Below are 23,347 nucleotides of genomic sequence, written 5' to 3'. Positions count from 1 at the left end.
TGCGGCCCGGTGAGGCCGGGTCAGGACGCCCGGTGAGGCCGGGTCAGGAGGCCCGGTGAGGCCGGGAGCGCCAGCTCAGACGAGCGTGTTGCCGCGCTTGTCCCGGTACGAGCCCGTGCCAATCATGATGGCGTCAATGATTGTGCCGATCACGAAGAGCCCGCCGGTGAGCACCCACAGGAGGCCCGTCCAGATCTTGCCGGTGTAGAAGCGGTGAAGTCCCGCCACACCCACAAAGCCAATCAGGCACAGAATGAAAGCCACGGTCTTCGAGTTCTGTTGGTCCATGCCTGAACTGTAGGACCCGCGACACCAGCGTGCGCGCAGGCGCGAGTTAGTCCATGGGCCAGACGAACCCGGGAACGCTTTGTATGCGAGCCGTCTTGTCGACAAGGTCACGACCGGTGGCGACACGTCGCACCGAGAGCGCGAAGCTAACCGACACGAGCACCCACGCGGCGAGTCCGACCCCTGCCAACGAGTACACCGCGAACCAGAAGAAGTACTGCCCAAAGGACTCGGATCCAGATGGCAACGCGAGGAGCACCACGCTCACAAGGACGAGCGGCAGCCACGTTAACGGCGCGGGAACACGGCGACCGAGGATCTCGAGCACGGCGACAGCCCAGCATCCAAGCGTTGCGGCGAGGAGCAGCTGTCCCGACCAGTCCGCATCGACGCCGAAGGACATGGCCGCCCCAGCGAACACGAGCGGCAGGGAGAGCACCATCCCCCACACGCCGTGGAACGTCACCCCTCTTCGCGCATACTCCGGCGTGCCGCTACGGCCCCGACTGCGCCGCACACCGGCCCAGATCAAGTAAGTCACGCATGGCGCCGGAATGGCCGCGATCGCCAGCGCGCCCAGGCCGTCGCTCACAACTCAGCCCACCCAGGCCGCGCTACGTGCAGATCCGCGAGCTGTTCCAGCAGCACCCTCACCAAGGGCCGCACTGCGGGAACGCGTGACAGTGATACAACCCGCCCCAGCGTCGTTCCAAGCCGCTCAACCGAACGCCGCGTCGCAACCTTGCCCTCCGAGAGGTCCTGCACCCACCCCAGCGTGGTCGCCAGTTGAACCAGCCACAGCAACTCTGGCAGCGCCGCGCGCAGCTCCGCGTCAATACGACCCCGCGAGCCCTCAACCAGTTCGGTGCACGTCTCGATGAACAGTTCGCGCGCCCGGGCGCTCTCGCGGCTGAAGGGGTTGAGCGGCCCCCGCGGCGCGATGCCGCGCGTGAGTAGCGCGTCCGCCACGGGCTCGTACTCGTCGCAGATGTCCACGAGCACCAACAGGCTCGCGGTGATCCGTGGCCCCAGTCCGCGCTTGCCGCGCACGGCGGCACGCGTCCTCACCTGGTGCTCTGCGGCGACCTCGTCGTAGATCCCCTGGATCAGGTCGTCTTTGCCCGCGAAGTAGTAGTAGGCGTTGCCGAGCGACACGCCCGCCCGCTCGGCGATCCCGCGCATGGTGGTGCGGTCAAAGCCGCTCTCAAACATGAGCTCGCGTGCGGCTGCGAGGATCGCGGTGCGAGTGTCTTGCGTGAGTTCCATGGGTGTCTCCGAGGGACTTGAACGTGTTCAACTTTCGCCACGTTAGCACCGCTTTTGAACATGTTCAAGACCTCGCGTGCCCGACTCTGTGGCTGGCCCCGCTCGGATCGCACCCCAGAGCGTAACTCGCCCCGGCGCGCAAACCACCCCCGCTCCTAGCGCACCTCAGTGCGCCACGGCCACCCCGTTGACGGACTGAGTGGGCTCCTCGCCCTCAGGGCGATCTGCCGGCAGCGGCACCAGGACCACATACGTGCCGGCCTCCAGGTCAGCGCCAATCACCACCATGGGATTAGGCCCCGAGTAGCAGTTGTCGCTGAGGCCCCACACCAGCACGCTCTCCACCGCGCCAAACGCCACGTGCGAGACGGGCCGGTCAACCAAGCCCGCATCGGAACCCGGCACGGGTTCAGAACTCCCCACTTGCATCGAGGAGTAGGCGGTGGGGCACTCGGTGAGTTCTGGAGAAGTGCCCGCCACCACGTGATTCGCCGCACCCGTGACGCCCACAAATACCGCGTTGCGCTCTCCGAACACCTGAACCGTGTCGTCAGACGCCCGCGCAACGATCGTTGGCCAGGCATCTCCGCCAAATCCGCAGGTGACGAGCGGCGAGTCGTTGGTACCCGGCGCTGCCGCAACGCAGTCGTCCTGCCCCAACTCGGCGCCCACCTTGGCCACACCGTCCACCGCGTCTGGGATGGAGTACCCCTCTTGACCCCCATCCGGCGAGATAGTGACGAAAGCCGACACCGTGTCGTCCCCCCGCCACACCGGTGACCCGTTGTCGTCAAGGAACGCGAGGGACCAGATGTACGGCGCGTACCCATCGTTCGGCGTCACGGTGCCCGTGGTCAGGTCAACGCTGCCCCCGTAGCGGTCGAACTCGGGCGTCTCCACCGTCACCGGTGCCGTGACCGCGCCCCCTTCCCACGCGAGCACGCTGACCGTGTCGTCTCCAGAAACCGTCGTCAGCTCATACCTCTCCCCTGCAGGCGACACCAGGTAGATCACTTGCGGGCCGTAGGCAAAGGGCGCGTCGTCGGCGTCACCCACAAGCCACGATTCCTGGTACGAAATCAACGCCCAACCCGGCCCCGCGGAAGCCCACACCTCGGGAGTAATGGCCATAGCGTCGGGCAGATGGGGGTCAACGGTGACGGTGCCAGCGAAAGCCGGCATGGGCGCGACAGACGGCGACGGCGACGCAGACGGCGACACCGTTGCCGCCGCGCTCGCGCCAGGGCCGCCACCGGCGCCGTCCATCGACGCCGACCCTCCGTACTTCCCCAGCCCGTACACCGTCCCGGCCCCCACGATCACCACGGCAACGGCCGCCAGTCCCGCACGCAACGCAGACCGCCGCGCATGCGCGCGCCGCACCCGCGTGTGCACCTCGCCAAGCTCCTCGCCAGCCAACCTCGCTCCCCCTGCCGCGCGCGCCGCACCGGCGTCCGCCTCGTCGAAGAGATCCCCAAGTCCATTCATCGCACACCTCCCTTGGGCGTCGCCGACGGCGTCACCGAGGCGCGCACCGGATCGTCCGGCGAATCGTCGGTACCTAGCAACGCATTCAGCGCGCGGATGCCGTCAGAGAGGTAGCGCTTGACCGCACCCTCACTCAGCCCCAGCGCCTCGGCGGTCTCGCGCGTGCTCAGCCCCTCCAAATACCGCATCGCCACGCACGCTCGCTCTCGCGGCGCCAGCCTGCGAAGGGCCGACGCTACGTCAAGGGCGTCTCCCGCCGCACCGGCGGGGTCGCTCACCACGTCCCCAGCGAAAGTGTCACGCTCGCGCCTCCTGGCCGCAGCGTCGGACCTCACGGAGTCCACGTACCGCGAGGCGATGGCGCGCCGCACGTACTGCTCTGCTTGGTTGATCGAGTCAAACGTCCGCTTGGTGCGCAGCGCGGAGACCAGGGCCTCCTGCACCAAGTCCTCTGCCGCACCACGGTCGCCACACAGCAGCACCGCGCGCCCCAGCAAGCGCGGGTAGCGGTCAGCCGCGAGCTCCGCGAGCGCCTGATCCCACTTGATAGGCATAGCCGTTGTCACATCCCCTCCATGCAACAAGACCGGAGCCGCCCGGCGATCGGTTGGGGTTAGCCGCGGCCCTTAGGGTCCGGGCCGTACTTGTTGGTCGTGGGCTGGCCGTCAAACATCGCCATGATCCAGCCAACGAGCGCGAGCGGGGTGAAGAAGAACAGCACCCACCACTTGCTGCGGCCGAGGTCGTGCATGCGCCGCACGGCCACGGCGAGGAACGGGAAGAAGATCACCACCGCGAGCGCAAACGTCACGGTGATGCAGATCCAGCCAACGAGGGTGACCTGGTCAATGGCGAGCGTCATCGTGTCCGAGTCCAACGCTGGGTTGACGACCATCGCCGTGATCGCGAGCGCGAACACCTCGATCAGCCACGCCACGAGCGTGAAAAGCCAGAACTCCGTGCGACGCGCTCGCGTGCGGTAATCCGTCCACTGGCCAAGGGCCTTGAAAAAGTAACCACCGGGCATGATGCGCTCCTAGTCGTTGCGCGGCGGTGCCGCGAAGGGATCGGTCGGTTCGCCCGACGCTGGGGTTGGCGGCGCCTGCTCGGTCGCGGGCGGCTCCTCAACAGGGGTCTTGGAGTACGGCGGCGGGGCGTCCGGCGGGAGCTCCACGACGTCGGGGCCTGGGTTGAGCGGTGCCGCCGAGTATGGCGGGGGCGTGGGCGGGGCGGCGGGTGCCTCGGTGTAGCCGGGGGCCGGAGCCGGCGGGATGTACGCGGGGGGTTGGGCGTACGCGGGCGCCTGCGGGTAGGCCGGCTGGGGGTAGCCGGGCTGCGCGTATCCCGGTTGCGCGGCGGGCCACTGCTGGTTACCGATGCCCTTGGGGTTGGGTCCCCACTGGTTGGGGTACGGCTGCGAGTCGAAGAACGCCATGATCCACGGCACGATGCTGAGGCCGGCGAGGCAGAACCACATCCAGTGACCGCTGTACCCGGCGTCGTGCAGGCGTCGCACCCACACCGCAAGCATGAGGAAGAACGTCACGAGGCTCACCACAAAGAGCAGGCCGTAGGAGACGAGCATGCTGCCCAAGAACTGAGCCGCCTGTTCGTCGGTGAGTTCGCCGGTGGGGCTGTCGTTCGTGAGGTTCACGAGCGTCGCGAACATCGGGATGAAGACCGCGAAGCTCAGCGGCAGGCTTACGAGGAAGGCGAAGAGGTAGAACCACCAATACTCGCTGCGACGGGCGCGCCCCTGGAAGTTGGTGAGGTTCTTGAAGACGTGCTTGATCGACTGTCCAAAGCTCATGGGGCAACGCTAGCGCGCCGCACGGCCAGCGTCGTGAGAAGCGCCGACGCGACCACCAGCGCGCACGCCGCCACCGAGTTAAGCGGCACGCCCACCACGGTGACCGTGTAGAGCTCGGCGATGCCGCGGAAGCCCACCGCCGCGAACCCGATCATGCCCACGATCCCGCACGCCACACCCAGGGCGGCGACGAGCGTGCGCCACAGTCGCGGCCCGGCAATCTCCGGGGTGGGGAAGCGCTCAAAGCGGCGGAAGACGAGGACGAGCGCGGCCACGAGGCCCAGATAAGGGACGAGCAGGTAGAGCTTGGACCACCACCATGCGGCCGTGCCCCCTGCCGGCGACGTGTCAGGGCCAAGCCACCACCACAGCCCATTCACGCCAACCAGCGCGGTGAAGTGCCACAAGAACGCGGTCATCGCCATGGAGCCGCCGACGATGACTGCCTTCCAGGTGCGCGGCCGCTCGAGCTTGCGGGTGGCCCAGTCCCTCGCGAGCAGCGCAACCCCCGCCTGGGCCACGCCGAAGGCCAAGAGCACCACCGTGGGAGGGGCAAGGTTGCTGAGCTGCTCGCCCTCGTAACTCACCATCGAGATGCCGTATGGGCCGAGTGTGGTGAGGAGAACGATCGCAATGGTGCCCGTGGCCAGCATCGCCGCACCTAGGCGTTTGGGGCCCAACTTCTCGTGCACGCCGTCCGCGTAAAAGAAGCCCAACTGATGGATCGCGAGCCACACGAAGGCAAAGTTGAGCCACTTCACGCCGTCGGCAACCTCGGTGAGGCGCAGGACGTCCACGAGTGCCGCCGCGGCAACGAGGGTCGCGAGCGCCCGCCAGCCCCACCGCTCGTGCGCCCTGAGCAGCGCGGGTGCGAAGGCCGCGGCGATGAGATAGATGCCGATGAACCACAGCAGTTGGCCAAGAATTTGGAGGATCGGCGCGCTCTGCTCGGGCCACAGCAGTCCAATGACGAGTCCAAGCACCATCCACACCCCCACGTAGACCAGCGCGGGCCTAATCAGCCGGCCCACGCGAGCGGCGACGAAATCTGCGTAGCCGCCGTGCCGTCGGGCAGTAGAACGCCACGCGATGGCGTGCGAGAAGCCGCCAACCGCAAAGAAAAGGGGCATGACCTGCAACACCAGCGTCATCCAACGGGTCCAAGGCTCCACCGCGAGGATATTGGTGAAGCCCACGTTTTCGCCGGGCGCCCACGTCACCACGGCCATGAGGTAGTGGCCCATGATGACGCCCGCGAGCGCGAGCACGCGCAAGGCATCCACGTAGCGATCGCGAGTGGCGGGCGTGGCGGCAACCATGGCATCAACGCTCATGGCCGGGATGGTACGCGACGCGGCGGTTTCGGCGACCCATAGGGTGGAGCCATGTCGCTCGCCTCTGATCTGCGGATCCTGTGGCGAGCGAGGGGATTCCGGAGGCTCGCGTACGTGCGGCTCATGTCGCAAGGCGGCGACGGAATGTTCCAGGTGGGCATCGCCACGGCGTTCTTCTTTGACCCCACCCATGCCACGTCGGGGCGCGACATCGCGATCGGGTTCGCCACGCTGCTAGCGCCGTTCACCCTCGTGGGGCCGTTTGTGGGGCCGCTCACGGACCGATGGCAGCGGCAGCGCATTGTGCTGGTGGGGAACCTAGTGCGGCTGGTGCTGGTGGGGGCGATCATCGTGTGCGTCGCCGGTGGGGCGCCGCAGTGGACGCTGTACGCGTTGGCGCTGCTGACGCTTTCCGTGAATCGCTTCTTGCTCGCGGCGCTCACCGCTGGCATTCCACGGGTGGTGCCGGCGAGCGAGCTGCTTGCAGCCAACTCCGTGCTGCCCACGCTTGGAACCTTGGCGGCGGCGCTCGGTGGGGCGATTGGGGCGGTGGCGTCGTTCGTGGTGCCGGGATCCACAGATTCGTCGATTGCGTTGGCCGCGCTGATTGGCGCGGCGGTGGCGTTTGGGATGTCGTCGTGGCTCACGACGTTGCTGGCACGCACCGAGCTTGGGCCCGTGCATCCGCTGGAGCGGCTGGACTTTCTGCGGCAGGTACGGGAGTTGTTCGCCGAGCTGATGGCGGGCGTGCGGCACCTCGCGGCGCGGCGCACTCCGGTGCACGCGCTTGGAGTGATGGCGGCGCAGCGATTCCTCTACGGGATGCTGTTTGTGGCGGCGATTCTGATGTCTAGGTCCGTGTTTGGGCCTGGTGGTGGTTCTGGTTCTGGGGACGGTTCTGGTACTGATGCGCTCGCGAACTTCACGATTGTGTTGGGGTTCGCGGCGATTGGCTTTGGCTTGGCGGCCGTGATCACGCCGCTGTTTGGTGACCGCGTGGACCGGCATCGGTGGATCGTGGTGTGTCTGTTCGTGGGGGCCGTGGGGCAGGGGTTGCTCGCGATGTCCACCGAGGTGTGGGCGCTGCTGACGGCGGCGGTGATTGTGTCGTTCGCGGTGCAGGGCTCCAAGATCGCGATCGACACCATCATTCAGCGAGACACCGACGACGAGGTGCGCGGGCGGGCCTTCACGCTCTATGACGTGCTGTACAACGTGGCGTTCATCTCAGCTGCCGTGGTGGCGGGTTGGGCGTTGCCGGACTCCGGGTACTCCGCCGGGGTGATGGCGGGGCTGGTGCTGGCGTACGTGGTGGTGGCGCTGATCTACTGGCGAACCCCAAGGCGCCCGCCGAGCGTTCCCTGAGTGCCTGAGTGCTGGATCCGAGCACAATCGAGCACTCAGGCACTCAGGGGGTGCGGATGACCGACGGTAGGGCTGGGGCTGGAGCGGATGGCCGACGCTGCGGCCGGGTTTGGCCGACGCTGTGGCCAGCTCGGGCGGGCCTGGTGCGGATGGCCGACGCTGTGCCCAGCTAGCCCCGCTCCGCCCACCACTTCTTCAGTTCCGCCTGGGCTCGCTCGGCGCCCAGCGGGCCGTGTTCCATCCGCAACTCCAGCAGGAACTTGTAGGCAAGCCCCACGTCTCGCCCGGGCCCAATGCCCAACAGCGCCATGATCTGCGTGCCGTCCAGATCCGGCCGGATCGCGTCGAGCTCCTCTTGCTCCCGCAACTCGGCGATGCGCGCCTCCAGATCGTCGTACGCGAACGACAACCGCTCGGCCTTGCGGCGGTTGCGCGTGGTGACATCAGCCCTAGTCAGACGGTGCAGTCGCTCCAAGAGCGGCCCGGCATCCGTCACGTACCGCCGCACCGCAGAGTCAGACCACCGCGCATCCGCGTATCCGTGGAAGCGCAGGTGCAACTCCACCAGCAAGGACACGTCGCGCACGGTGTCGCGGTCAAATCGCAACTCTTTGAGCCGCCGCGAAGCGAGCTTGGCGCCCACCACCTCGTGATGGTGGAAGGACACCCCGCCGCCAGGCTCGAGCCGCCGCGTCGCCGGCTTGCCGATGTCGTGCAGCAGCGACGCCAAGCGAAGAACAAGATCCGGCCCGGGCACCGGCCCGGAAGCATCCGTCTCCAGGTCGATCGCCTGCTCCACCACGGTCAGCGTGTGCTCGTAGACGTCCTTGTGGTGGTGGTGCTCATCCACCTCAAGCCGCAGAGCTGGCAATTCCGGCAGCACCACATCCGCGAGCCCAGAATCCACCAACGCGGCGAGCCCCTCGCGCACCCACGTCCCAAGCAGCAGCTTGGTGAGCTCGTCCCGGCACCGCTCCGCAGAAACAATCGCCAACCGCGACGCCATAGAAGACATCGCGGCGAACGTCGCCGGCTCCACGTCGAACCCCAACTGCGAGACGAACCGCGCGGCCCGCATCATGCGCAAGGGATCGTCCCCAAAGGACACCTCGGGCGCAATGGGCGTCCGCAGTAGCCCGCCCGCGAGGTCCTCGAGCCCCCCAAAGGGATCCACAAACTCCAACGAGGGCAGCCGCACCGCCATCGCGTTCACCGTGAAATCGCGGCGCGCGAGGTCCTCCTCGAGCGACGTGCCGAACGCCACCACGGGTTTGCGCGTCTCGCCGTCGTAGGCGTCCGCTCGGTACGTCGTGACCTCCACAATCACGTCGCCTAACCGCGCGCCGATAGTCCCAAACTCGCGGCCCATGTCCCACGTGGCCCGCGACCATTTCGCAAGCAGGGCCTCGGTCTCGGACGGCGCGGCGGACGTCGCAAAATCCAGATCCGCCGTGGATCGCCCAAGGAACGCATCGCGCACCGGACCGCCCACGAGCGCCAACTCATGCCCCGCCTCGGCGAACAAAGCGCCAAGGGTTGCCACAGCGTCGGGCAGGCCGTGCCACAGCCCGACGCTGCGCTGACGCAAGACGTCGAGCGACGGCTGGGAAGGTGGCTGGCTTGGCATGCCGACTAGCATCCCACGGGCGGCGGTGACCCAGGTGAGCGAGCCCGCTCGTTAGGCTGACACCATGTCCTCCTCGCCTCCCGTCCCTCGCCCGCCCGGCGCTGGGCTGCTGGGGGCGAGCGCTGGCACGCAGCGATCCGATCCGCAGCGGCAGCCGCAGCTGCCGGTCAGTAACGAGGTGTCTGCCGGGGGAATTGCGATCCGCGTGGAGGATGGCGTGGCGTACGCCGCGTGCATCGGCAGGCGGAATCGCGCCGGCCGCCTTGAGTGGTGCCTGCCGAAGGGGCACCTTGAGGGCGGCGAGACTCCAGAGCAGGCCGCGGTGCGCGAGGTTGCGGAAGAGACCGGTATTGAGGCGGAGATCATCCAGCAGTTGGGGACGATCGACTACTGGTTCACGGGCGATGATCGCCGCGTGCACAAGGTGGTTCACCACTTCCTGCTGGAGGCGAAGGGCGGCGACATCACCGTGATGCATGACCCCGATCAGGAGGCCGAAGAGGCACGCTGGATCGCGGTGAGGAACCTCGCGGCTGAGCTCGCTTTTCCCAACGAACGCAAGATGGCGCAGGCGGCGGCCGCGCTGCTCTCGATCGACACGTGATCCGCCGGCTGCTCGTCGTCGCCGCGCTTGCCGTCCTTGGGCTTGCGGGCGCTACGAGCGCATCCACCGCCGAGGGCGAGCCCAGCATCACCCTCACCGAGTACGGGCCCGCAGTTCTCACGGCCACGGACACACTCACCGTAGGGGCCACCGTGGCCAACCCCACCACTGAGACCATCACCACGGTCAACGCCACCATCTCGATCACCACGAAGCCGCTCACCACGTCCTCCGCCCTGTCCCAGTTCCTCGCCAATCCCGTGGCCGTGGAGACTACGGAAGCGGCAAGCACCCCCGTACTGTTCTCCACCCCTGGCGGGCCGGTGAATCTGCTGCCCGCCGGTGGCGTGTCGAAGGTGTCGCTGAGCGCGGGCGCCACCGCTTTGGGCCTCCCCGCTGACACCGCGGGCGTCTATGGAGTGGTGATCGCCCTGCAAAGCGCCGACGGCGTGCTCGCCTACCAAACAGCCGCACTTACCTGGTATGACGCCGAGATCACCGCGCTTCCAGTGTCCGTTGTTGTCACCGCCTCGGGATCGCAGGAGCGCGTGGCCCAGGTGCTCGCCGCGGCGAGCGACAGCCGCGCCACCGTGCAGCTGGATCCGGCGACCATCACCGACTCCACGCAGGCGGACGCCCTCGCCACCCAGCGCGAGCTGTTCGGCGTGCCCACGTGGAACCCCGATCTCACCTCCATTGCCCACGGCGAGGACCGCACCCTCCTCGACTTCGCCATCGCGGATGCGAACACCAACTCGCTGCCCGCGCTGCAGTCGCTTCCGTGGCTCGCGACGCTCTCGGTGGTGGACCAGGCAACTGTCGAGCTCGCGGCCTCGCGCGGCGCGGTCGCGGGTCTGCTCAACGTCGCCGGCGGCGCCACGCTCGGCGCGAGCGCCCCGGTGGTCGACGTCCGCGCGGGCGACACCACCCTCCCCGTCCTCGTGCCCAACGGCGCGCTGTCCACCCTCCTCGCGACGTATCACCCAGGCATGCCCGACGCTTCGGCTCGGTTGGTAGCTGAGGCCGCCTTGATCGCCGCTCACTCGGATGGGGAGACTCCCGTGGTGGTGGCACCTGGGGCGTCCTGGCAAGTGCCGACGATGGGAGAGTCCGCGGCACTCGCCGACCTCCTCAACGCGCCCTTCGTCACTCCCGTGACCCTGCAGTCCGTGATCGACGGCGCGGACAGGGGCAGCTTCGAGGCCCCAGAACTGCGCGGGGCTAAGGATGACCTCGGCCCGGATCTCATCAACGCGCTCGCCCTGCAACTCGAGGAGGTCAAGCAGCTCTCCGTGACGGCGGAGAACCCCGCGGACATCTACGTTCCAGGTGGTCGCACCCTGCTACAGCCCCTGGCGTCGAACTTGCGCGCGGATCCCGATGCAAGAAGCACCACCTACCAGGCGTCTCGCGATGCGGCCAACGAGCTGCTCAGCTCTCTCCATGTGGCGGTGGGATCGGACGTCAACCTGATTGCAGCGTCGGGCAATGTGCCTGTGACCCTGCGCAACGATCTGGGCGTGGACGCCACGGTGACCGTGGTGATGCGCTCCACGTCCCCCAACCTGGTGGTGCAGGATCAGCCGGTGGTGACGATCCCGGCGGGCTCGGACCTCACCGTCCACATTCCGGTGACCGGCGTGAAGAGCGCCAACGTCACCACCACGGTGGCGCTGCGCAATGCAGATGGCGACGTGGTGGCCGCGCCGCAAGCGCTCAAGGTGCGCGTGCGCGCGGACTGGGGCAACGCGATCACTGTGGTGTTCGTTGTTGGTCTTGCGTTGCTGCTCGTGGCAGGGGTGGTGCGCACGGTGCGGCGCGGACGCAGGTCTAGCCGCATGGCACCCATGGAGCCGCCGGTTCCGGAGGGGAACACCGATGCCGGAGGCAAGGATGGCTGAGCGCGGACCCTCGCTGAGCGGCGCCACGGCGATCATGGCGTCTGGCACGCTCGTGTCGCGAGTGCTTGGCTTTGTGCGCAACGCCCTGCTGGTCTCCGCCGTGGCGGTCAACGCCTTCGGTGCGAACGCCTACGACGTGGCCAACCGCATCCCCAATGCGCTCTACGCCGTGCTTGCGGCGGGAGTGGTGAACTCCGTGCTCGTGCCGCAGATAGTGCGCGCCTTCCGCAGGCCAGACGGCAAACGCACCGTTGACCGCATCGTCACCATTGGCCTCGCGATCTCGCTGATCGTCACCGTGGTGTGCACCATCGCCGCGCCGTTCATTGTGCGGTTGTACTCGTCCGCGGAGTGGTCAGATGCGCAACGCGACCTCGCCACCGCCTTCGCATTCTTGGTGATCCCGCAGCTGTTCTTCTATGCCGCGTACACGATTCTTGGCCAGGTGCTCAACGCGCGTGAGCAGTTTGGGCCTTACATGTGGGCGCCCGTGCTCAACAACATCGTGGCGATTGGCGGCCTGCTCGCATACCTGGCCCTTTACGGTGCGTACGATCCCGCGAACGACGCCGCGAGCGACTGGTCAACGGGGCGGATCCTGTGGCTCGCGCTTCCCGCCACGATCGCCATGGCGTCGCAAGCGCTCATCCTCATCTGGCCGCTCTTGCGCGGCGGCTACCGCCCCAAGTTTGTGTGGCGCGGCCCCAAGGGCGAACTCGCCACGGTGCGCGTGGTGGCCAGCTGGGCGCTTGCCGCCGTGATCGTGGAGCAGATTGGGGTGGCGCTGTCGATACGCGTGGCCTCAGCGGCGGATCCCACGGGCGCGGACCCGTCCATCGCGGGAAACGCCGCCTACTTCAACGCGCTCATGATCTACCTGGTCCCTCACTCGCTCGTGACCGTGTCGATGCTTACGGCCCTTGGCACCACCATCGCGAAGCACTGGGCGGACGACGACCGCGAGGCCACAAGGGGCGACGTCGCTCGCGGCCTTCGCCTCACTGCGGCGTTCACCTTCTTCGCCACCTCGGCGCTCATCGTCCTTGCCCCCATGCTCGCGCGCACGCTGCTGCCCAAACTCAGCGTGGTGCAAGTGGAATCGGTGGCTCCCGTCATCGTGGCGCTCGCACTTGGCATGGTGCCGCTTGGCGCGATGGTGCTCGTAAAGCGCGTCTACTTTGTCTTGGAAGACGCGCGCGGCATCTTTCTCATCCACATCCCCATGACCCTGGCACTCGTGGCAGTGGCATACCTGGGCAAGTGGACGCTCGACGCGAAGTGGTGGACGGTAGCCGCGGCGCTCGGCCTTTCGGTGTCCAACCTGGTTGGCCTTGCCCTGCGCGGCGGGGGCTTGCGCTCTCGCCTCGGCAGCCTACGGGGAAGGGGCATCGCACGCGTGCACTGGCTCGCGGCCCTTGCCGCCGTGCTCGCTGGCGCGGTGGGCTTCGCGTTGCGCATCTGGGTGATGCCGTCCGTCGAGACTGCGTCCAGCAATCCCGTGCTCATCGGTGGCTTCACGTGCCTCGTGGTGGGGCTCGCGATGGCGCTCGTTTACGGCGCTGTTCTAAAGCTCGCGCACGTGGAGGAAGCGGATACCTTGATCCGCCGGGTCACCTCGCGACTGCGTCGCAACGTACGATAGGTCAGCATCTAAAGATCACGAATGGGGGATTTTCGTGCTGACCGGCGAGGTCCTCGATGGGCGCTTTGAGGCGCTCCACACCGTTGAGTACGACCTGCCCGGAATCACCCGGTACGAGGGGGTAGACACTCGCCTCAACACCACGGTCTTGGTGGATGAGGTCACGTCCGTTGCCCCCACCGCGGTGCGCAGGGCGGCACTGCGGTTCATGTCGGTGCGCGACCCTCGCCTCAGCCGCGTGGTCGCGGTCACCGGAGGCTCCGCGGGAAGCCCAACCGTCATCGTTTCCGAACCACTGCAAGGGGTGAGGCTCAGCACGATCTTGGCCCGCCGTCGGCTTGATGAAGCGAAGGCGAGCGCTGTGGTTGGCGAGGCCGCACGCGCCCTTCTGGTCGCGAGCGCCGCGCGCGTGCACCACGGCTGGGTGCGCCCGTCGTGCATCGCCGTCGACAGCCGTGGGCGCGTCAGCATCGCTGGTACGGGGGTCGATTCGGAGCTCGCGCTGCAGGCCGGCGTGCGGCGCGGCAAGGGCGAAGGGGCCGACGCTACGGCCCTGTCTCGCGTTTTCCTCGCCTGTGTGACGGGTAAGGACGCGGATGAGGCGACAGAGGCGGATATCCCGCAGTCCACGAGCGCAGAGGCGCGAGCGCTGTGCGAGCGAGTGCTTGCGGGGAAGAGCTTCGACACCCTGACCGGGCTTCTCGATGCGCTCGGACCGTTCGACACGCGCGTGCTGCGCAATCTGCCGTCTGGGGTCGACTCACTGCCGCTGTCCCTCACCAAGCAAGCGGAGGCGGAGAAGAAGCGCAAGCGGGACAAGCTCGACGCGGCCAGGCGCGCCTTCACGGGGCCGCGCGTCACGGGCGGTGTGACGATCGCCAGGGAGACGCTCGTCAAGGCCGAGGTGGAGGCGGAGGCGGTGAGCGGGTCGATTCCGCTGGTTGTTGCGGGCTCGCCGGTCACTCCTGTTGTTGAGGAGGAGCCGCTCGAGGACCTGCACGACCTACTCACGTTCGAGGAGATGGTGGACGAGCAGGTGGCGCGATCAAAGCCCACCACCGCTGAACTGTTCTACGAGCGGCTGCACGCGCGCTGGCCGCAATCACGTGGAATCACCAAGCGCCTGGAGCGCGCGCACTACCGCGCGGTCAACGGCGGTCCCATCAATGCCACCCCCATCTTGATGGTGCTGCTGGTGATTGGCCTTGTCGTCTTGGCCATCGTCGCGGTCTCGCTGCTGAGCCAAGGATTCGGCCAAGATGATCCCGGTGGCGGCGGCAATATCTACCCCACGTACTCGTACGGGCCGTGAGTAGGCCTGCGAGTGGTCGCGAGCGGGAACATTGGGCCCCTACGATCTGTTACCAAGCCACACCAACCCCAAGGAAGCACCCGTGAGCGACACCCGCAACGTCATCATCATCGGCTCCGGCCCCGCCGGCTACACCGCGGCCATCTATGCCGCGCGCGCCGGCCTTGAGCCGCTCGTCATCGCTGGCTCCATCACGGCCGGCGGTGCGCTCATGAACACCACCGAGGTGGAGAACTTCCCCGGTTTCGTCGAGGGCATCCAAGGGCCGGAGCTCATGGAGACGCTCAAGGCGCAGGCCGAGCGTTTTGGCGCCGACGTGCTCATGGATGACGTCGTCGAGGTGTCTCTTGAGGGTGACATCAAGACCGTCAAGACGGGCATCGGCAAGGAGTTCTCCGCGAAGTCCGTGATCCTCGCGATGGGCTCCGCATACCGCGAGCTTGGGCTCGAGGACGAGAAGCGCCTCAGCGGCAAGGGCGTCTCGTGGTGTGCGACGTGCGACGGCTTCTTCTTCCGCGACCAAGAGGTGGTTGTGGTTGGCGGCGGCGACTCCGCCGTGGAGGAGGCCACCTTCCTCACGCGCTTCGCGTCCAAGGTGTACCTGGTGCACCGCCGCGATGAGCTGCGCGCCTCCAAGATCATGGCCGACCGCGCTGCCGCTGACCCCAAGATCGATTTCGTGTGGAACTCCGAGGTGGTTGGCCTGGACGGCGACACCAAGCTCGCGGGCGTCCACGTGCGCAACCGGGTCACCGGCGAAGAGAGCGTTCTGCCTGCTACGGGCCTTTTTGTTGCCATCGGCCACGAGCCGCGCAACGAACTGGTGCGCGGAGTGATCGACATGGATGCCGCGGGCTACGTGCTCGTCGACGGCCGCACCACCGCCACGAACGTGCGCGGCGTGTTCGCGTGTGGCGACCTCGTTGACAGCCGCTACCGCCAGGCCATCACCGCGGCCGGTTCCGGTTGCGCGGCGGCCCTCGACGCCCAGCACTTCCTCGACGAACTGACCGACGCTGAGACGGCTTCGGTTGCGGACGCCGCCTCCGCGGTGGTTGCGACGGAAGACGCCGCGCCTGTCGCCGAGGCCCCCTCGGCTCCCGTCGCGGCCACCGAGGACACGTTCCAGGCGGAGGTCATCCACTCGGACGTCCCCGTGGTGGTGGACTTCTGGGCCACCTGGTGCGGTCCGTGCCGCGCGGTGGCGCCGATCCTCGACGAGCTCGCCGCCGAGTACCAGGGCAAGCTCAAGATCGTGAAGGTCGACACCGACGAGAACCCCAACCTCGCGATGGCGTACGGAATCACGTCCATCCCCACGATGAACTTCTACAAGTCGGGTGAACTTGTGAAGTCCGTCGTAGGCGCTCGGCCAAAGCCCGCGCTCAGCGCGCTGTTCGACGAGGTCATCGCCTAGGTCGTTCTCACTGGCCCCGTCCGGAAGGTGCCAGTGGCGCGCGCGGTGGCCAGCGTCGGGCATGAAACACTGTCCCCCATGAATGAGAGCACGCCTGGCGTGCCCCGGGCCACCGAGGGCACGCGCCTCGACCCTTGGTTCGATTCCTACGCAGCCCGCGCGCACCAGATGCGGGCCTCGGAAATACGGGCTCTCTTCGCCGTCGCAAGCCGCCCGGAAGTGGTGTCGCTTGCGGGCGGCATGCCGTACATCGGCGGGCTTCCCCTTGGCGACCTCGGCGAGATGATGAGCCGCATCGTGAGCGAGCGCGGCGAGGTCGCACTGCAGTACGGCTCCGGCCAGGGCGATCCCGCGCTGCGCGAGCACATCACGCACGTCATGGCGCTTGAGGGGATCTCGGCGCATCCGGACGACGTTGTGGTCACCACGGGCTCTCAGCAGGCTCTGGATCTGGTCACTAATATCTTCATTGATCCGGGCGACGTGATCGTTGCGGAGGCGCCCTCGTACGTTGGCGCGCTTGGGGTGTTCCGCGCGCGCGAGGCCGAGGTTGTCCACGTGCCCATGGACACCGACGGCCTCATTCCTTCCGCGCTCGAGGAGACTCTCACGTCGTTGCGGGATGCCGGGCGGCGGGTCAAGTTCCTGTACACCGTGCCCAACTATCACAACCCGGCTGGCGTCACGCTGTCGCTCGAGCGGCGGCCGCAGGTGGTGGAGATTTGCGCGCGCTTTGGCGTGCTGATTCTCGAGGACAACCCGTACGGTCTGCTTGGCTTCGATCGTGAGCCGCTGCCCGCGTTGCGGTCGTTGTCGCCCGAAGGCGTGGTTTACCTGGGGTCTTTCTCCAAGACCTTCGCCCCCGGGTATCGCGTTGGCTGGGCCGTGGCGCCTCACGCCGTGCGCGAGAAGCTGGTCTTGGCCTCTGAGGCGGCGATCCTCTCCCCGTCCAACATCTCCCAGATGGCCATCTCGACGTACTTGGACCACTTCGATTGGCAGGGCCAGATCAAGGCGTTCCGCGAGCAGTATCGCGAGCGCAGGGACGCGATGATCTCCTCGCTGCAGGAGTTCATCCCCGAGGCCACGTGGAATGTGCCGGATGGCGGCTTCTACGTGTGGGTGAAGCTTCCCGAGGGGCTCGACGCGAAGGCGATGCTTCCGCGTGCTGTGACCGCGCGCGTGGCCTACGTGGCAGGAACTGCGTTCTTCACCGACGGCTCCGGCGCCGACTACATGCGCCTCAGCTACTGCTACCCCACGCCGGAGCGGATTCGCGAGGGCGTGCGCCGGCTCGCGGGCGTGGTCGAGGCAGAACTCGAGACGGTGCGGATCTTTGGCACGGCGGGAGGTACGCGATCCGAGATCGTTGACTTCCCGTCACCCGATTTGGCTTAGGAAACACTCAAGGAGGCTGGCATGGACGTGACGATCCTCGCAGGGGGCCTGTCCCACGAACGCGACGTGTCGCTGCGTTCCGGCCGCCGCGTGCAAGAGTCACTTCGCGCGCTTGGCGAGTCCGTGACTTTACACGATGTTGACCCTGACCTGATTGCTTCTTTGCGCTCAGCGGGCCCCGATGTGGTGTGGCCCATGGTTCACGGCGCGTCGGGCGAAGACGGCTCGCTCCAGGGCCTCCTTGAGCTGCTTGGCATCCCATTTGTGGGCACGTCGGCGAAAGAAGCACGCGTGGCGTGGGTGAAGTCCGTGGCCAAGGCGGTGCTCGGCCGCGTCGGCATTGCCACTCCCGACTTCGTCACGCTCCCCCAATCGCTCTTCCTCGAGGTAGGCGCCGAGCAGGTCATGGACGTGCTCGCCACCAACTTTGGGCTGCCCGTGGTGGTCAAGCCGGCTCGCGGAGGATCTGCGCTCGGTGTCACGCTTGTGACCGCCCGCGGTCAGCTGCCGCAGGCGCTCGTGCATTGCTTCGCGTACGGCGACATGGCGCTCATCGAGCGCGCGGTGACCGGCACCGAGGTTGCGGTGTCCGTAATTGGCACCGGCGACACCGCGAGGGCACTTCCCGCGGTGGAGATTGTGTGCGATGGCGCCTATGACTACGACGCCCGCTACAACCCCGGCCGAGTCGAGTACTTCGCTCCCGCGCGACTCGATGAGGCAACGGCGCAAGCTGTGGAGCGCGCGGCCGTCGCCACCCACCGTGAGATGGGACTGCGAGACCTCTCCCGCATCGACATCATCGTGGACGCCGACGGTACGCCGAACGTCATCGACATCAATGTGGCGCCCGGACTCACCGAGGTGTCGCTGTTCCCGCAGGCGGTTGCCGCGGCCGGGCTTGATCTTGGCCAGCTCTACCGCGAAATCGTCTCGGGAGCAGCCGCGCGCGGCTGACGGGTCATCCTGCGGCCGGCGTGGTTATCCTGCGGCCGGCGTGGTCATCCTGCGGCCGCGTAGCGGATCGCAGGATCTAGGAGAAGACGCCCGGGTCAGTGGGGTCAATGAGCGCCACAATGCGGTTGAGATCCTCCACGGTCGCGAACTCGATCGACACCGCCCCCTTAGCGCGCCCCAGCGTGACCTTGACGCGCGTGTCGAGGTGGTCCCCTAGGCGCGCTGCAAGGTCGTCAAGGGCCGCTGTGTGGCCTCCTGCGCGCACAGAACCCTTCTTGGGGCGTGGAGCCTCGACCCCAAGCGCTACGGCCTCTTCCGTGGCGCGCACGGAGAGGCCCTCATTCACGATGCGTTGGGCCAGGTGGTCCATGGCCTCGGCGTCCTCGAGGCCGAGAAGTGCGCGAGCGTGGCCCGCGCTGAGCACCCCGGCCGCGACGCGCGTCTGCACCTTGGGAGGCAGCTTCAGCAGTCGCAAGGTGTTGGAGATTTGAGGGCGGGAGCGGCTGATGCGATCCGCGAGCTGCTCGTGGGTCAACTCGAAGTCGTCAAGTAGTTGCTGGTAGGCCGCAGCTTCCTCGAGCGGGTTGAGTTGCGACCGGTGCAGGTTCTCTACGAGGGCGTCGCGAAGCAGGTCGGTGTCGTCGGTTTCGCGAATGATCGCTGGGATCGTTTGCAGGCCAGCCGCCTTGCTCGCGCGCAGGCGGCGCTCGCCCATGATGAGCTCGTAGCCGTCGCCCGCCTGGCGCACCACCACGGGCTGAAGCACACCGATTTCCTTGATCGAGCCAATGAGCTCGGTCAGCGCGTCCTCGTCGAACACTTCGCGTGGCTGGCGAGGATTCGGGACGATGAGCGAGACGTCGATCTGCGCGAAGCGGGCTCCAGGAACGGGAACCAGGTCAACTTCGCTGGTGCGAGGCGAGTCGCCACCGAAGAAGACGTCGCGGGGACGGTCCGCGCGCGTGGTTACCGAGGACAGCTCGGTGGTGTCGGCCGGGGCCTCTGTGGGGATGAGGGCGCCCAGACCGCGCCCTAGGCCACGCTTGGTGCTCACAGGCGTTCTCCTGGGTCTCGAGTGGCGATGTCTTGCGCAATCGCCAGGTAGGCCACCGCACCCGGCGAGTGGGGGTCGTGGGTCATGACCGTCTGGCCAAAGCTCGGTGCCTCGGAGACGCGCACTGATCTCGGCACGGTGGTCTCCACGGTCTGCTCGGGGAAGTGGCTGCGCACCTCGTCTGCCACGTCTCGTGCCAGATTGGTGCGGGCGTCGTACATCGTCAGCACGATCGTGGAGACGTGAAGCGACGGGTTGAGGTGCTTCTTGACCATGTCGACCGTCTTGATCAGCTGGGTCAGGCCCTCTAGTGCGTAGTACTCGCACTGGATGGGGATGAGCACCTCTCCCGCGGTCACCATCGCGTTGAGCGTGAGCAGCCCCAGGCTTGGCGGGCAATCGATGAAAACGTAGTCGAGTTCCTTGCCAGCGCCAGCCATGAGCTCCTTGAGCGCGTCGTGGAGCCGGAACTCGCGGCGCACCACAGACACCAACTCGATGTCCGCGCCGGCGAGGTCAATGGTCGCAGGCACGCACCACAGCGTCTTCACGTGCGGAGAGCGCTGGGCAACGCGGGAGAGCGGAACCTCGTCCAAGAGCACGTCGTAGATAGAAGGGGTGCCGCTGTGGTGAGCCACACCGAGGGCCGTCGAGGCATTGCCTTGAGGATCGGCGTCGATCACGAGGACGTTCGCACCCCGCTGCGCGAGTGCGGCGGCGAGGTTCACCGAGGTGGTGGTCTTGCCCACCCCGCCCTTCTGGTTCGAGACCGCGAACACGCGGGTCTTGCTAGGGCGCGGGAAGTCCCGCGACTCGAGGTCCCGGCGGAGGCGCTCTGTGGCGATCATCTCGGCCGCGAGGGGGCTGTCTCCGCCCACCTCAAGAGCCGCGAAGACGTCGTCTGTTTCACGTGAAACATCGGCTGCGGGAAGGGGCTCGCGCGGACCCGAGTCCGCGGGGAGACCGCCGTCAGCGGCCGCTGCGCCGGGGGCACCCTGCGGGTCTCGCGAGCTTTGGTGCTCTCGAGACTGCGAGGCGTCGTGGACGTCCTGAGGGGCCACGGTGCCGTTGGAGTCCACGGCATCGTTCGAGTCCGCACTGTCGTTCGAGTCCGCACTGTCGCGAGAGTCCCGAACTACGCGGGCGGCGGTGGTCTCTTCGCTATCCACCGCGTCCACAGCGCCCTCCTGCCCGTGGGCGCCACGCGAGGCGTCAGCCCGATGATCGCTGAAGCGCGCATCACCCGCGGCCGGCGAGTCACTCGTGGGAAGCACCGCCGAACCGTCGAGCCACGCGGCGTCAGACACGGCACCCGCACTGGAAAGCACGGCGGAGTAGGTGGGCATTTCGGCACGGCCGTGCGCCATCTCGCGATCCGACACCTACTCACCCTCCCTGGCTCCGAGTCAATGTTTCACGTGAAACACACGCCCCGCAACTGGTGGCCCAAACTGGCCCCGCGGCGACGTAGACAACCGACTCTACCGGCCCAAGGCTGCTTGTGGAGACCTCGGGGGATAACCCCGATCTGCGCACAAAAAGTCTGTGGATAGCGCTGGGGAGACCGCCCTCGAGTGTCAAGAACGCGTGAGGGTCACCACCGTCGTCGCCTCGAGCCCCGGCACGGTTGGAGCGCTGTGTACGGAGCCCACAAGACGCGCCTTGCGCAAGACGTACTTGGCCTTCTCGAGCTCGTCTGTGGCGCTGCGCCCCTTGAGGAGCGCCATCCGCCCGTCGTCGGCAAGAAGGGGAGCCGCCCACTTCACCAGCTTGTCAATCGACGCGACGGCGCGGGCGGTCACGACGTCGGCCTCGACGACCTCCCGGACTTCCTCGGCGCGGCCCCTCACCACTGTCACCCCGTCGAGTCCAAGAGTCTCGGCGGCCTCTCGCAACCATGCGCATCGGCGCTCCATCGGCTCCACAAGAACTACTCGCCTCGACGGCTCCATCGCAGCAATGACCAACCCGGGCAGGCCCGCGCCGGAACCGATGTCCACCACCACGCCTTCGCCGAGAAAGGGAACCACTGCGGCCGAGTTGAGGAGGTGGCGTTCCCACATGCGGCCGAGTTCACGCGGACCGATCAGGCCCCGAAGTTCACCTTGGTCGGCGAGCAGCGCGCCGAATTCCCTGACGGCGTCGTATCGATCACCCAGATAGGCGACTACGGCAGGATCGCCGTCCAGGGGGTCGCGCGATAGGTCGCGAACCCCGGCAAACTCCGCCTCGTCACCGCTCATGTTTCACGTGAAACATCAGGCCTTGGGGAGCACCACAACGTAGCGGTGTGGCTCTTCGCCCTCGGACTCGGACGCCAGTCCGGCCTCCAACACCACGTCGTGGACAACCTTGCGCTCGTAGGCGTTCATGGGCTTCATCGCCACTCGCTCTGCGCCGCCATTGACCTCAGCGATGGCCTCGCGAGCCTGCTCAGCGAGACGCTCACGGCGGCCCGCGCGGAAGTCGGCGATGTCTAGCATGAGCCGGCTCATCTCACCAGTCTCCGACTGCACCGCCAAGCGAGCCAGATCCTGCAGCGCGTCCAACACCTCGCCATCGGCGCCCACGAGACGCTTCAGGTTCTGATTGGGTCCCTCAGACACGATCGCCACTTTGGCGCGGCCGGCCTCGACGGAGATGTCGATGTCGCCATCCATGTCGAGGATGTCAAGCAGTTCCTCGAGGAAGTCCGCGGCGGCATCGCCTTCGGCATCGAGCTTGGCGCGGGAAGTCTCGTCAGTCATGGTGGCTCCTACTTCTTCTTCTTCGGCTGGGTGCGCTGCCCTGACTTCGCCTTAGGTGCGGGTGCAGCGGGCGCAGACTCTGCCGGGGTGGTCTCTTCTTCGGTCGCCTCGAGCTCGCCTTGCGGCTCTGGGACCACGGCTTTGGACTCGGCAGGCTTGGCAGCCGTTGCTCCGGAGCGCTTGGCGCGCGATCCGGCCTTCTTCGGCTGCTGGCGCTGACCACGAGCGGCCTCGATGGCCGCCTGCTTCTCCGCCTCGATCTCCTCGAGGGTGGTCTCTCCGCGCTTAATGGCGCGCGCCTGGTCCTTCGCCGCCTTCTTCTCCAGGAAGACGCGCTCGGCCTCGGAGCCGGGCGTGGGGTTGCGCTTGATCACGTAGTACTGCTGACCCATGGTCCACAGGTTCGTGGTGGTCCAGTAGATGAGCACACCAACGGGGAAGTTGGGGCCGGTGATGATGAAGATGAACGGCAACGCGTACATGATCATCTGCTGCTGACGGGCCATCGGGCCATCGAGCGCGGACTGTGGCATGTTCTTGCGCGTGAGCTGACGCTGCGTCGTGAACGTCGTCGCCACCATCGCAATGATGAGCACCGCGGACACGATCTTCGCGGCCGAGCCTTCAGAGGTGGTGAAGGACTCGGACAGCTTGGCGCCGAAGATCGTTGCCTGCTCCGCTTGCGCGGCAAGTTCCGGCGTCAGAAGGCCGATGCCGCCGCTCTTGAGTTTGTTGTTAAGCACCTGGAACAGCGCGAAGAAGATCGGCGCCTGGAGCAGCATCGGCATGCACGAGGAGAACGGGTTGGTGCGGTGCTTGGCGTACAACTCCATGGTCTCGCGGCTCATCGCCTCGCGGGACGCCTGGTCCTTCTTGCCCTTGTACTTGGCCTGCACGGCTTTGAGTTCTGGCGCGATCATCTGCATCGCGCGTGACGCCTTGATCTGCTTCACAAACAGCGGGATCAGGATCACGCGGATCGTCACAACGAGGCCCACGATCGCGAAACCCCAGGCCGCACCGCCCGCGGGGTTGAGCCCAAAGAACGTGAAGATGTTGTGCCAAACCACCATGATGGCGGCGACGACCCACTCGAGTGGATACATGATCGTGTTGATGAAACTCACGGGGATCCTT

At 67.0% G+C, this 23,347-nt stretch carries 22 protein-coding genes and 1 pseudogene; 9 read left to right on the top strand and 14 right to left on the bottom strand.

Annotated features, from left to right (window positions below; all coding sequences use genetic code 11):
- Window positions 1-75: 75 nt before the first annotated feature.
- From QM618_RS08690 to QM618_RS08655, 8 genes are all read right to left on the bottom strand, one after another.
- Entirely contained in the window at window positions 76-288 is a 213-nt protein-coding gene (locus tag QM618_RS08690; protein ID WP_428097126.1) for a TM2 domain-containing protein, read from the bottom strand.
- A gap of 46 nt (window positions 289-334) precedes the next feature.
- Complete coding sequence (locus tag QM618_RS08685; RefSeq protein ID WP_428097123.1) at window positions 335-880, bottom strand: hypothetical protein; 546 nt, start codon at window positions 878-880, stop codon at window positions 335-337.
- The gene (locus QM618_RS08680) at window positions 877-1,554 is read right to left on the bottom strand and encodes a TetR/AcrR family transcriptional regulator (protein ID WP_428097120.1); all 678 of its coding nucleotides are present in this window, start codon (window positions 1,552-1,554) and stop codon (window positions 877-879) included. Before QM618_RS08680 ends, QM618_RS08685 begins: the two co-directional genes overlap by 4 nt.
- A gap of 165 nt (window positions 1,555-1,719) precedes the next feature.
- Window positions 1,720-3,042, bottom strand: coding sequence for a hypothetical protein (locus QM618_RS08675; protein WP_428097116.1), 1,323 nt, complete (start codon window positions 3,040-3,042; stop codon window positions 1,720-1,722).
- On the bottom strand, window positions 3,039-3,608 hold the full coding sequence (locus QM618_RS08670; protein WP_428097113.1) for an RNA polymerase sigma factor: 570 nt from the start codon (window positions 3,606-3,608) through the stop codon (window positions 3,039-3,041). The genes QM618_RS08675 and QM618_RS08670 overlap by 4 nt, the downstream gene beginning before the upstream one ends.
- 47 nt (window positions 3,609-3,655) lie before the next feature.
- Window positions 3,656-4,069, bottom strand: coding sequence for a DUF805 domain-containing protein (locus QM618_RS08665; protein WP_428097108.1), 414 nt, complete (start codon window positions 4,067-4,069; stop codon window positions 3,656-3,658).
- A gap of 9 nt (window positions 4,070-4,078) precedes the next feature.
- Entirely contained in the window at window positions 4,079-4,852 is a 774-nt protein-coding gene (locus QM618_RS08660) for a DUF805 domain-containing protein (protein ID WP_428097104.1), read from the bottom strand.
- Window positions 4,849-6,186, bottom strand: a complete 1,338-nt coding sequence (locus tag QM618_RS08655) for an acyltransferase family protein (RefSeq protein ID WP_428097102.1) — start codon at window positions 6,184-6,186, stop codon at window positions 4,849-4,851. Before QM618_RS08655 ends, QM618_RS08660 begins: the two co-directional genes overlap by 4 nt.
- Window positions 6,187-6,237: 51 nt before the next feature.
- On the opposite strand from QM618_RS08655, the gene QM618_RS08650 reads away from it, so the two are divergent.
- Window positions 6,238-7,551 (top strand): MFS transporter, encoded by a 1,314-nt coding sequence (locus tag QM618_RS08650; RefSeq protein WP_428097100.1) that lies wholly within the window; start codon window positions 6,238-6,240, stop codon window positions 7,549-7,551.
- 169 nt (window positions 7,552-7,720) lie between these two features.
- On the opposite strand, the gene QM618_RS08645 is transcribed toward QM618_RS08650, so the two are convergent.
- Window positions 7,721-9,178: a CCA tRNA nucleotidyltransferase gene (locus QM618_RS08645; protein WP_428097095.1), complete on the bottom strand. Its 1,458-nt coding sequence runs from the start codon at window positions 9,176-9,178 to the stop codon at window positions 7,721-7,723.
- 64 nt (window positions 9,179-9,242) lie between these two features.
- Between QM618_RS08645 and QM618_RS08640 the strand changes: the two genes are divergently transcribed.
- The 8 genes and pseudogenes from QM618_RS08640 to QM618_RS08605 all read left to right on the top strand — a co-directional run bounded on the left by QM618_RS08640 (window position 9,243) and on the right by QM618_RS08605 (window position 18,409).
- The gene (locus QM618_RS08640) at window positions 9,243-9,782 is read left to right on the top strand and encodes an NUDIX hydrolase (RefSeq protein ID WP_428097092.1); all 540 of its coding nucleotides are present in this window, start codon (window positions 9,243-9,245) and stop codon (window positions 9,780-9,782) included.
- Window positions 9,779-11,683: a DUF6049 family protein gene (locus QM618_RS08635; protein WP_428097088.1), complete on the top strand. Its 1,905-nt coding sequence runs from the start codon at window positions 9,779-9,781 to the stop codon at window positions 11,681-11,683. Before QM618_RS08640 ends, QM618_RS08635 begins: the two co-directional genes overlap by 4 nt.
- Window positions 11,676-13,325 carry a murein biosynthesis integral membrane protein MurJ gene (gene murJ / locus QM618_RS08630; RefSeq protein WP_428097085.1) on the top strand — a complete coding sequence of 550 codons (1,650 nt, stop codon included), beginning with the start codon at window positions 11,676-11,678 and terminating at the stop codon, window positions 13,323-13,325. Before QM618_RS08635 ends, murJ begins: the two co-directional genes overlap by 8 nt.
- Window positions 13,326-13,359: 34 nt before the next feature.
- Window positions 13,360-14,637 carry a hypothetical protein gene (locus tag QM618_RS08625; protein ID WP_428097082.1) on the top strand — a complete coding sequence of 426 codons (1,278 nt, stop codon included), beginning with the start codon at window positions 13,360-13,362 and terminating at the stop codon, window positions 14,635-14,637.
- A gap of 82 nt (window positions 14,638-14,719) precedes the next feature.
- A pseudogene (gene trxB / locus QM618_RS08620) lies at window positions 14,720-15,697 on the top strand (thioredoxin-disulfide reductase); the annotation flags it as partial.
- Window positions 15,689-16,054, top strand: coding sequence for a thioredoxin (gene trxA, locus QM618_RS08615; RefSeq protein WP_428097245.1), 366 nt, complete (start codon window positions 15,689-15,691; stop codon window positions 16,052-16,054). The pseudogene trxB and the gene trxA, both read left to right, overlap by 9 nt.
- 78 nt (window positions 16,055-16,132) lie before the next feature.
- On the top strand, window positions 16,133-17,452 hold the full coding sequence (locus QM618_RS08610; RefSeq protein ID WP_428097078.1) for a PLP-dependent aminotransferase family protein: 1,320 nt from the start codon (window positions 16,133-16,135) through the stop codon (window positions 17,450-17,452).
- A 21-nt stretch (window positions 17,453-17,473) separates the two neighbouring features.
- Complete coding sequence (locus QM618_RS08605; RefSeq protein WP_428097075.1) at window positions 17,474-18,409, top strand: D-alanine--D-alanine ligase family protein; 936 nt, start codon at window positions 17,474-17,476, stop codon at window positions 18,407-18,409.
- 76 nt (window positions 18,410-18,485) lie between these two features.
- Here the strand turns inward: QM618_RS08605 and QM618_RS08600 are convergent, their stop codons facing one another.
- The 5 genes from QM618_RS08600 to yidC all read right to left on the bottom strand — a co-directional run bounded on the left by QM618_RS08600 (window position 18,486) and on the right by yidC (window position 23,337).
- Window positions 18,486-19,463: a ParB/RepB/Spo0J family partition protein gene (locus QM618_RS08600; RefSeq protein ID WP_428097071.1), complete on the bottom strand. Its 978-nt coding sequence runs from the start codon at window positions 19,461-19,463 to the stop codon at window positions 18,486-18,488.
- The gene (locus QM618_RS08595) at window positions 19,460-20,845 is read right to left on the bottom strand and encodes an AAA family ATPase (RefSeq protein ID WP_428097068.1); all 1,386 of its coding nucleotides are present in this window, start codon (window positions 20,843-20,845) and stop codon (window positions 19,460-19,462) included. The genes QM618_RS08600 and QM618_RS08595 overlap by 4 nt, the downstream gene beginning before the upstream one ends.
- 195 nt (window positions 20,846-21,040) lie before the next feature.
- The gene (gene rsmG / locus QM618_RS08590) at window positions 21,041-21,706 is read right to left on the bottom strand and encodes a 16S rRNA (guanine(527)-N(7))-methyltransferase RsmG (protein WP_428097065.1); all 666 of its coding nucleotides are present in this window, start codon (window positions 21,704-21,706) and stop codon (window positions 21,041-21,043) included.
- A 15-nt stretch (window positions 21,707-21,721) separates the two neighbouring features.
- Complete coding sequence (locus QM618_RS08585) at window positions 21,722-22,210, bottom strand: protein jag (protein WP_428097062.1); 489 nt, start codon at window positions 22,208-22,210, stop codon at window positions 21,722-21,724.
- An 8-nt stretch (window positions 22,211-22,218) separates the two neighbouring features.
- Window positions 22,219-23,337, bottom strand: coding sequence for a membrane protein insertase YidC (gene yidC / locus QM618_RS08580; RefSeq protein WP_428097059.1), 1,119 nt, complete (start codon window positions 23,335-23,337; stop codon window positions 22,219-22,221).
- Window positions 23,338-23,347 lie beyond the last annotated feature (10 nt).

Origin of the sequence: Demequina sp. (assembly GCF_049841215.1) — a bacterium.
GTDB lineage: Bacteria > Actinomycetota > Actinomycetes > Actinomycetales > Demequinaceae > Demequina.
The sequence above is the reverse complement of the archived record's forward strand: the minus strand, read 5'-3'. Positions and strand labels throughout refer to the sequence as shown.

Excerpts from the sequence above, each read along its gene's own strand:
- QM618_RS08605 (WP_428097075.1), top strand. The coding sequence starts at position 17,474 with ATGGACGTGACGATCCTCGCAGGGGGCCTGTCCCACGAACGCGACGTG.
- QM618_RS08640 (WP_428097092.1), top strand. The coding sequence starts at position 9,243 with ATGTCCTCCTCGCCTCCCGTCCCTCGCCCGCCCGGCGCTGGGCTGCTG.
- murJ (WP_428097085.1), top strand. The coding sequence starts at position 11,676 with ATGGCTGAGCGCGGACCCTCGCTGAGCGGCGCCACGGCGATCATGGCG.
- rsmG (WP_428097065.1), bottom strand. The coding sequence starts at position 21,706 with ATGAGCGGTGACGAGGCGGAGTTTGCCGGGGTTCGCGACCTATCGCGC.
- QM618_RS08655 (WP_428097102.1), bottom strand. The coding sequence starts at position 6,186 with ATGAGCGTTGATGCCATGGTTGCCGCCACGCCCGCCACTCGCGATCGC.
- QM618_RS08645 (WP_428097095.1), bottom strand. The coding sequence starts at position 9,178 with ATGCCAAGCCAGCCACCTTCCCAGCCGTCGCTCGACGTCTTGCGTCAG.
- QM618_RS08585 (WP_428097062.1), bottom strand. The coding sequence starts at position 22,210 with ATGACTGACGAGACTTCCCGCGCCAAGCTCGATGCCGAAGGCGATGCC.
- QM618_RS08610 (WP_428097078.1), top strand. The coding sequence starts at position 16,133 with ATGAATGAGAGCACGCCTGGCGTGCCCCGGGCCACCGAGGGCACGCGC.
- QM618_RS08680 (WP_428097120.1), bottom strand. The coding sequence starts at position 1,554 with ATGGAACTCACGCAAGACACTCGCACCGCGATCCTCGCAGCCGCACGC.
- QM618_RS08660 (WP_428097104.1), bottom strand. The coding sequence starts at position 4,852 with ATGAGCTTTGGACAGTCGATCAAGCACGTCTTCAAGAACCTCACCAAC.
- QM618_RS08690 (WP_428097126.1), bottom strand. The coding sequence starts at position 288 with ATGGACCAACAGAACTCGAAGACCGTGGCTTTCATTCTGTGCCTGATT.
- QM618_RS08665 (WP_428097108.1), bottom strand. The coding sequence starts at position 4,069 with ATGCCCGGTGGTTACTTTTTCAAGGCCCTTGGCCAGTGGACGGATTAC.
- QM618_RS08675 (WP_428097116.1), bottom strand. The coding sequence starts at position 3,042 with ATGAATGGACTTGGGGATCTCTTCGACGAGGCGGACGCCGGTGCGGCG.
- QM618_RS08650 (WP_428097100.1), top strand. The coding sequence starts at position 6,238 with ATGTCGCTCGCCTCTGATCTGCGGATCCTGTGGCGAGCGAGGGGATTC.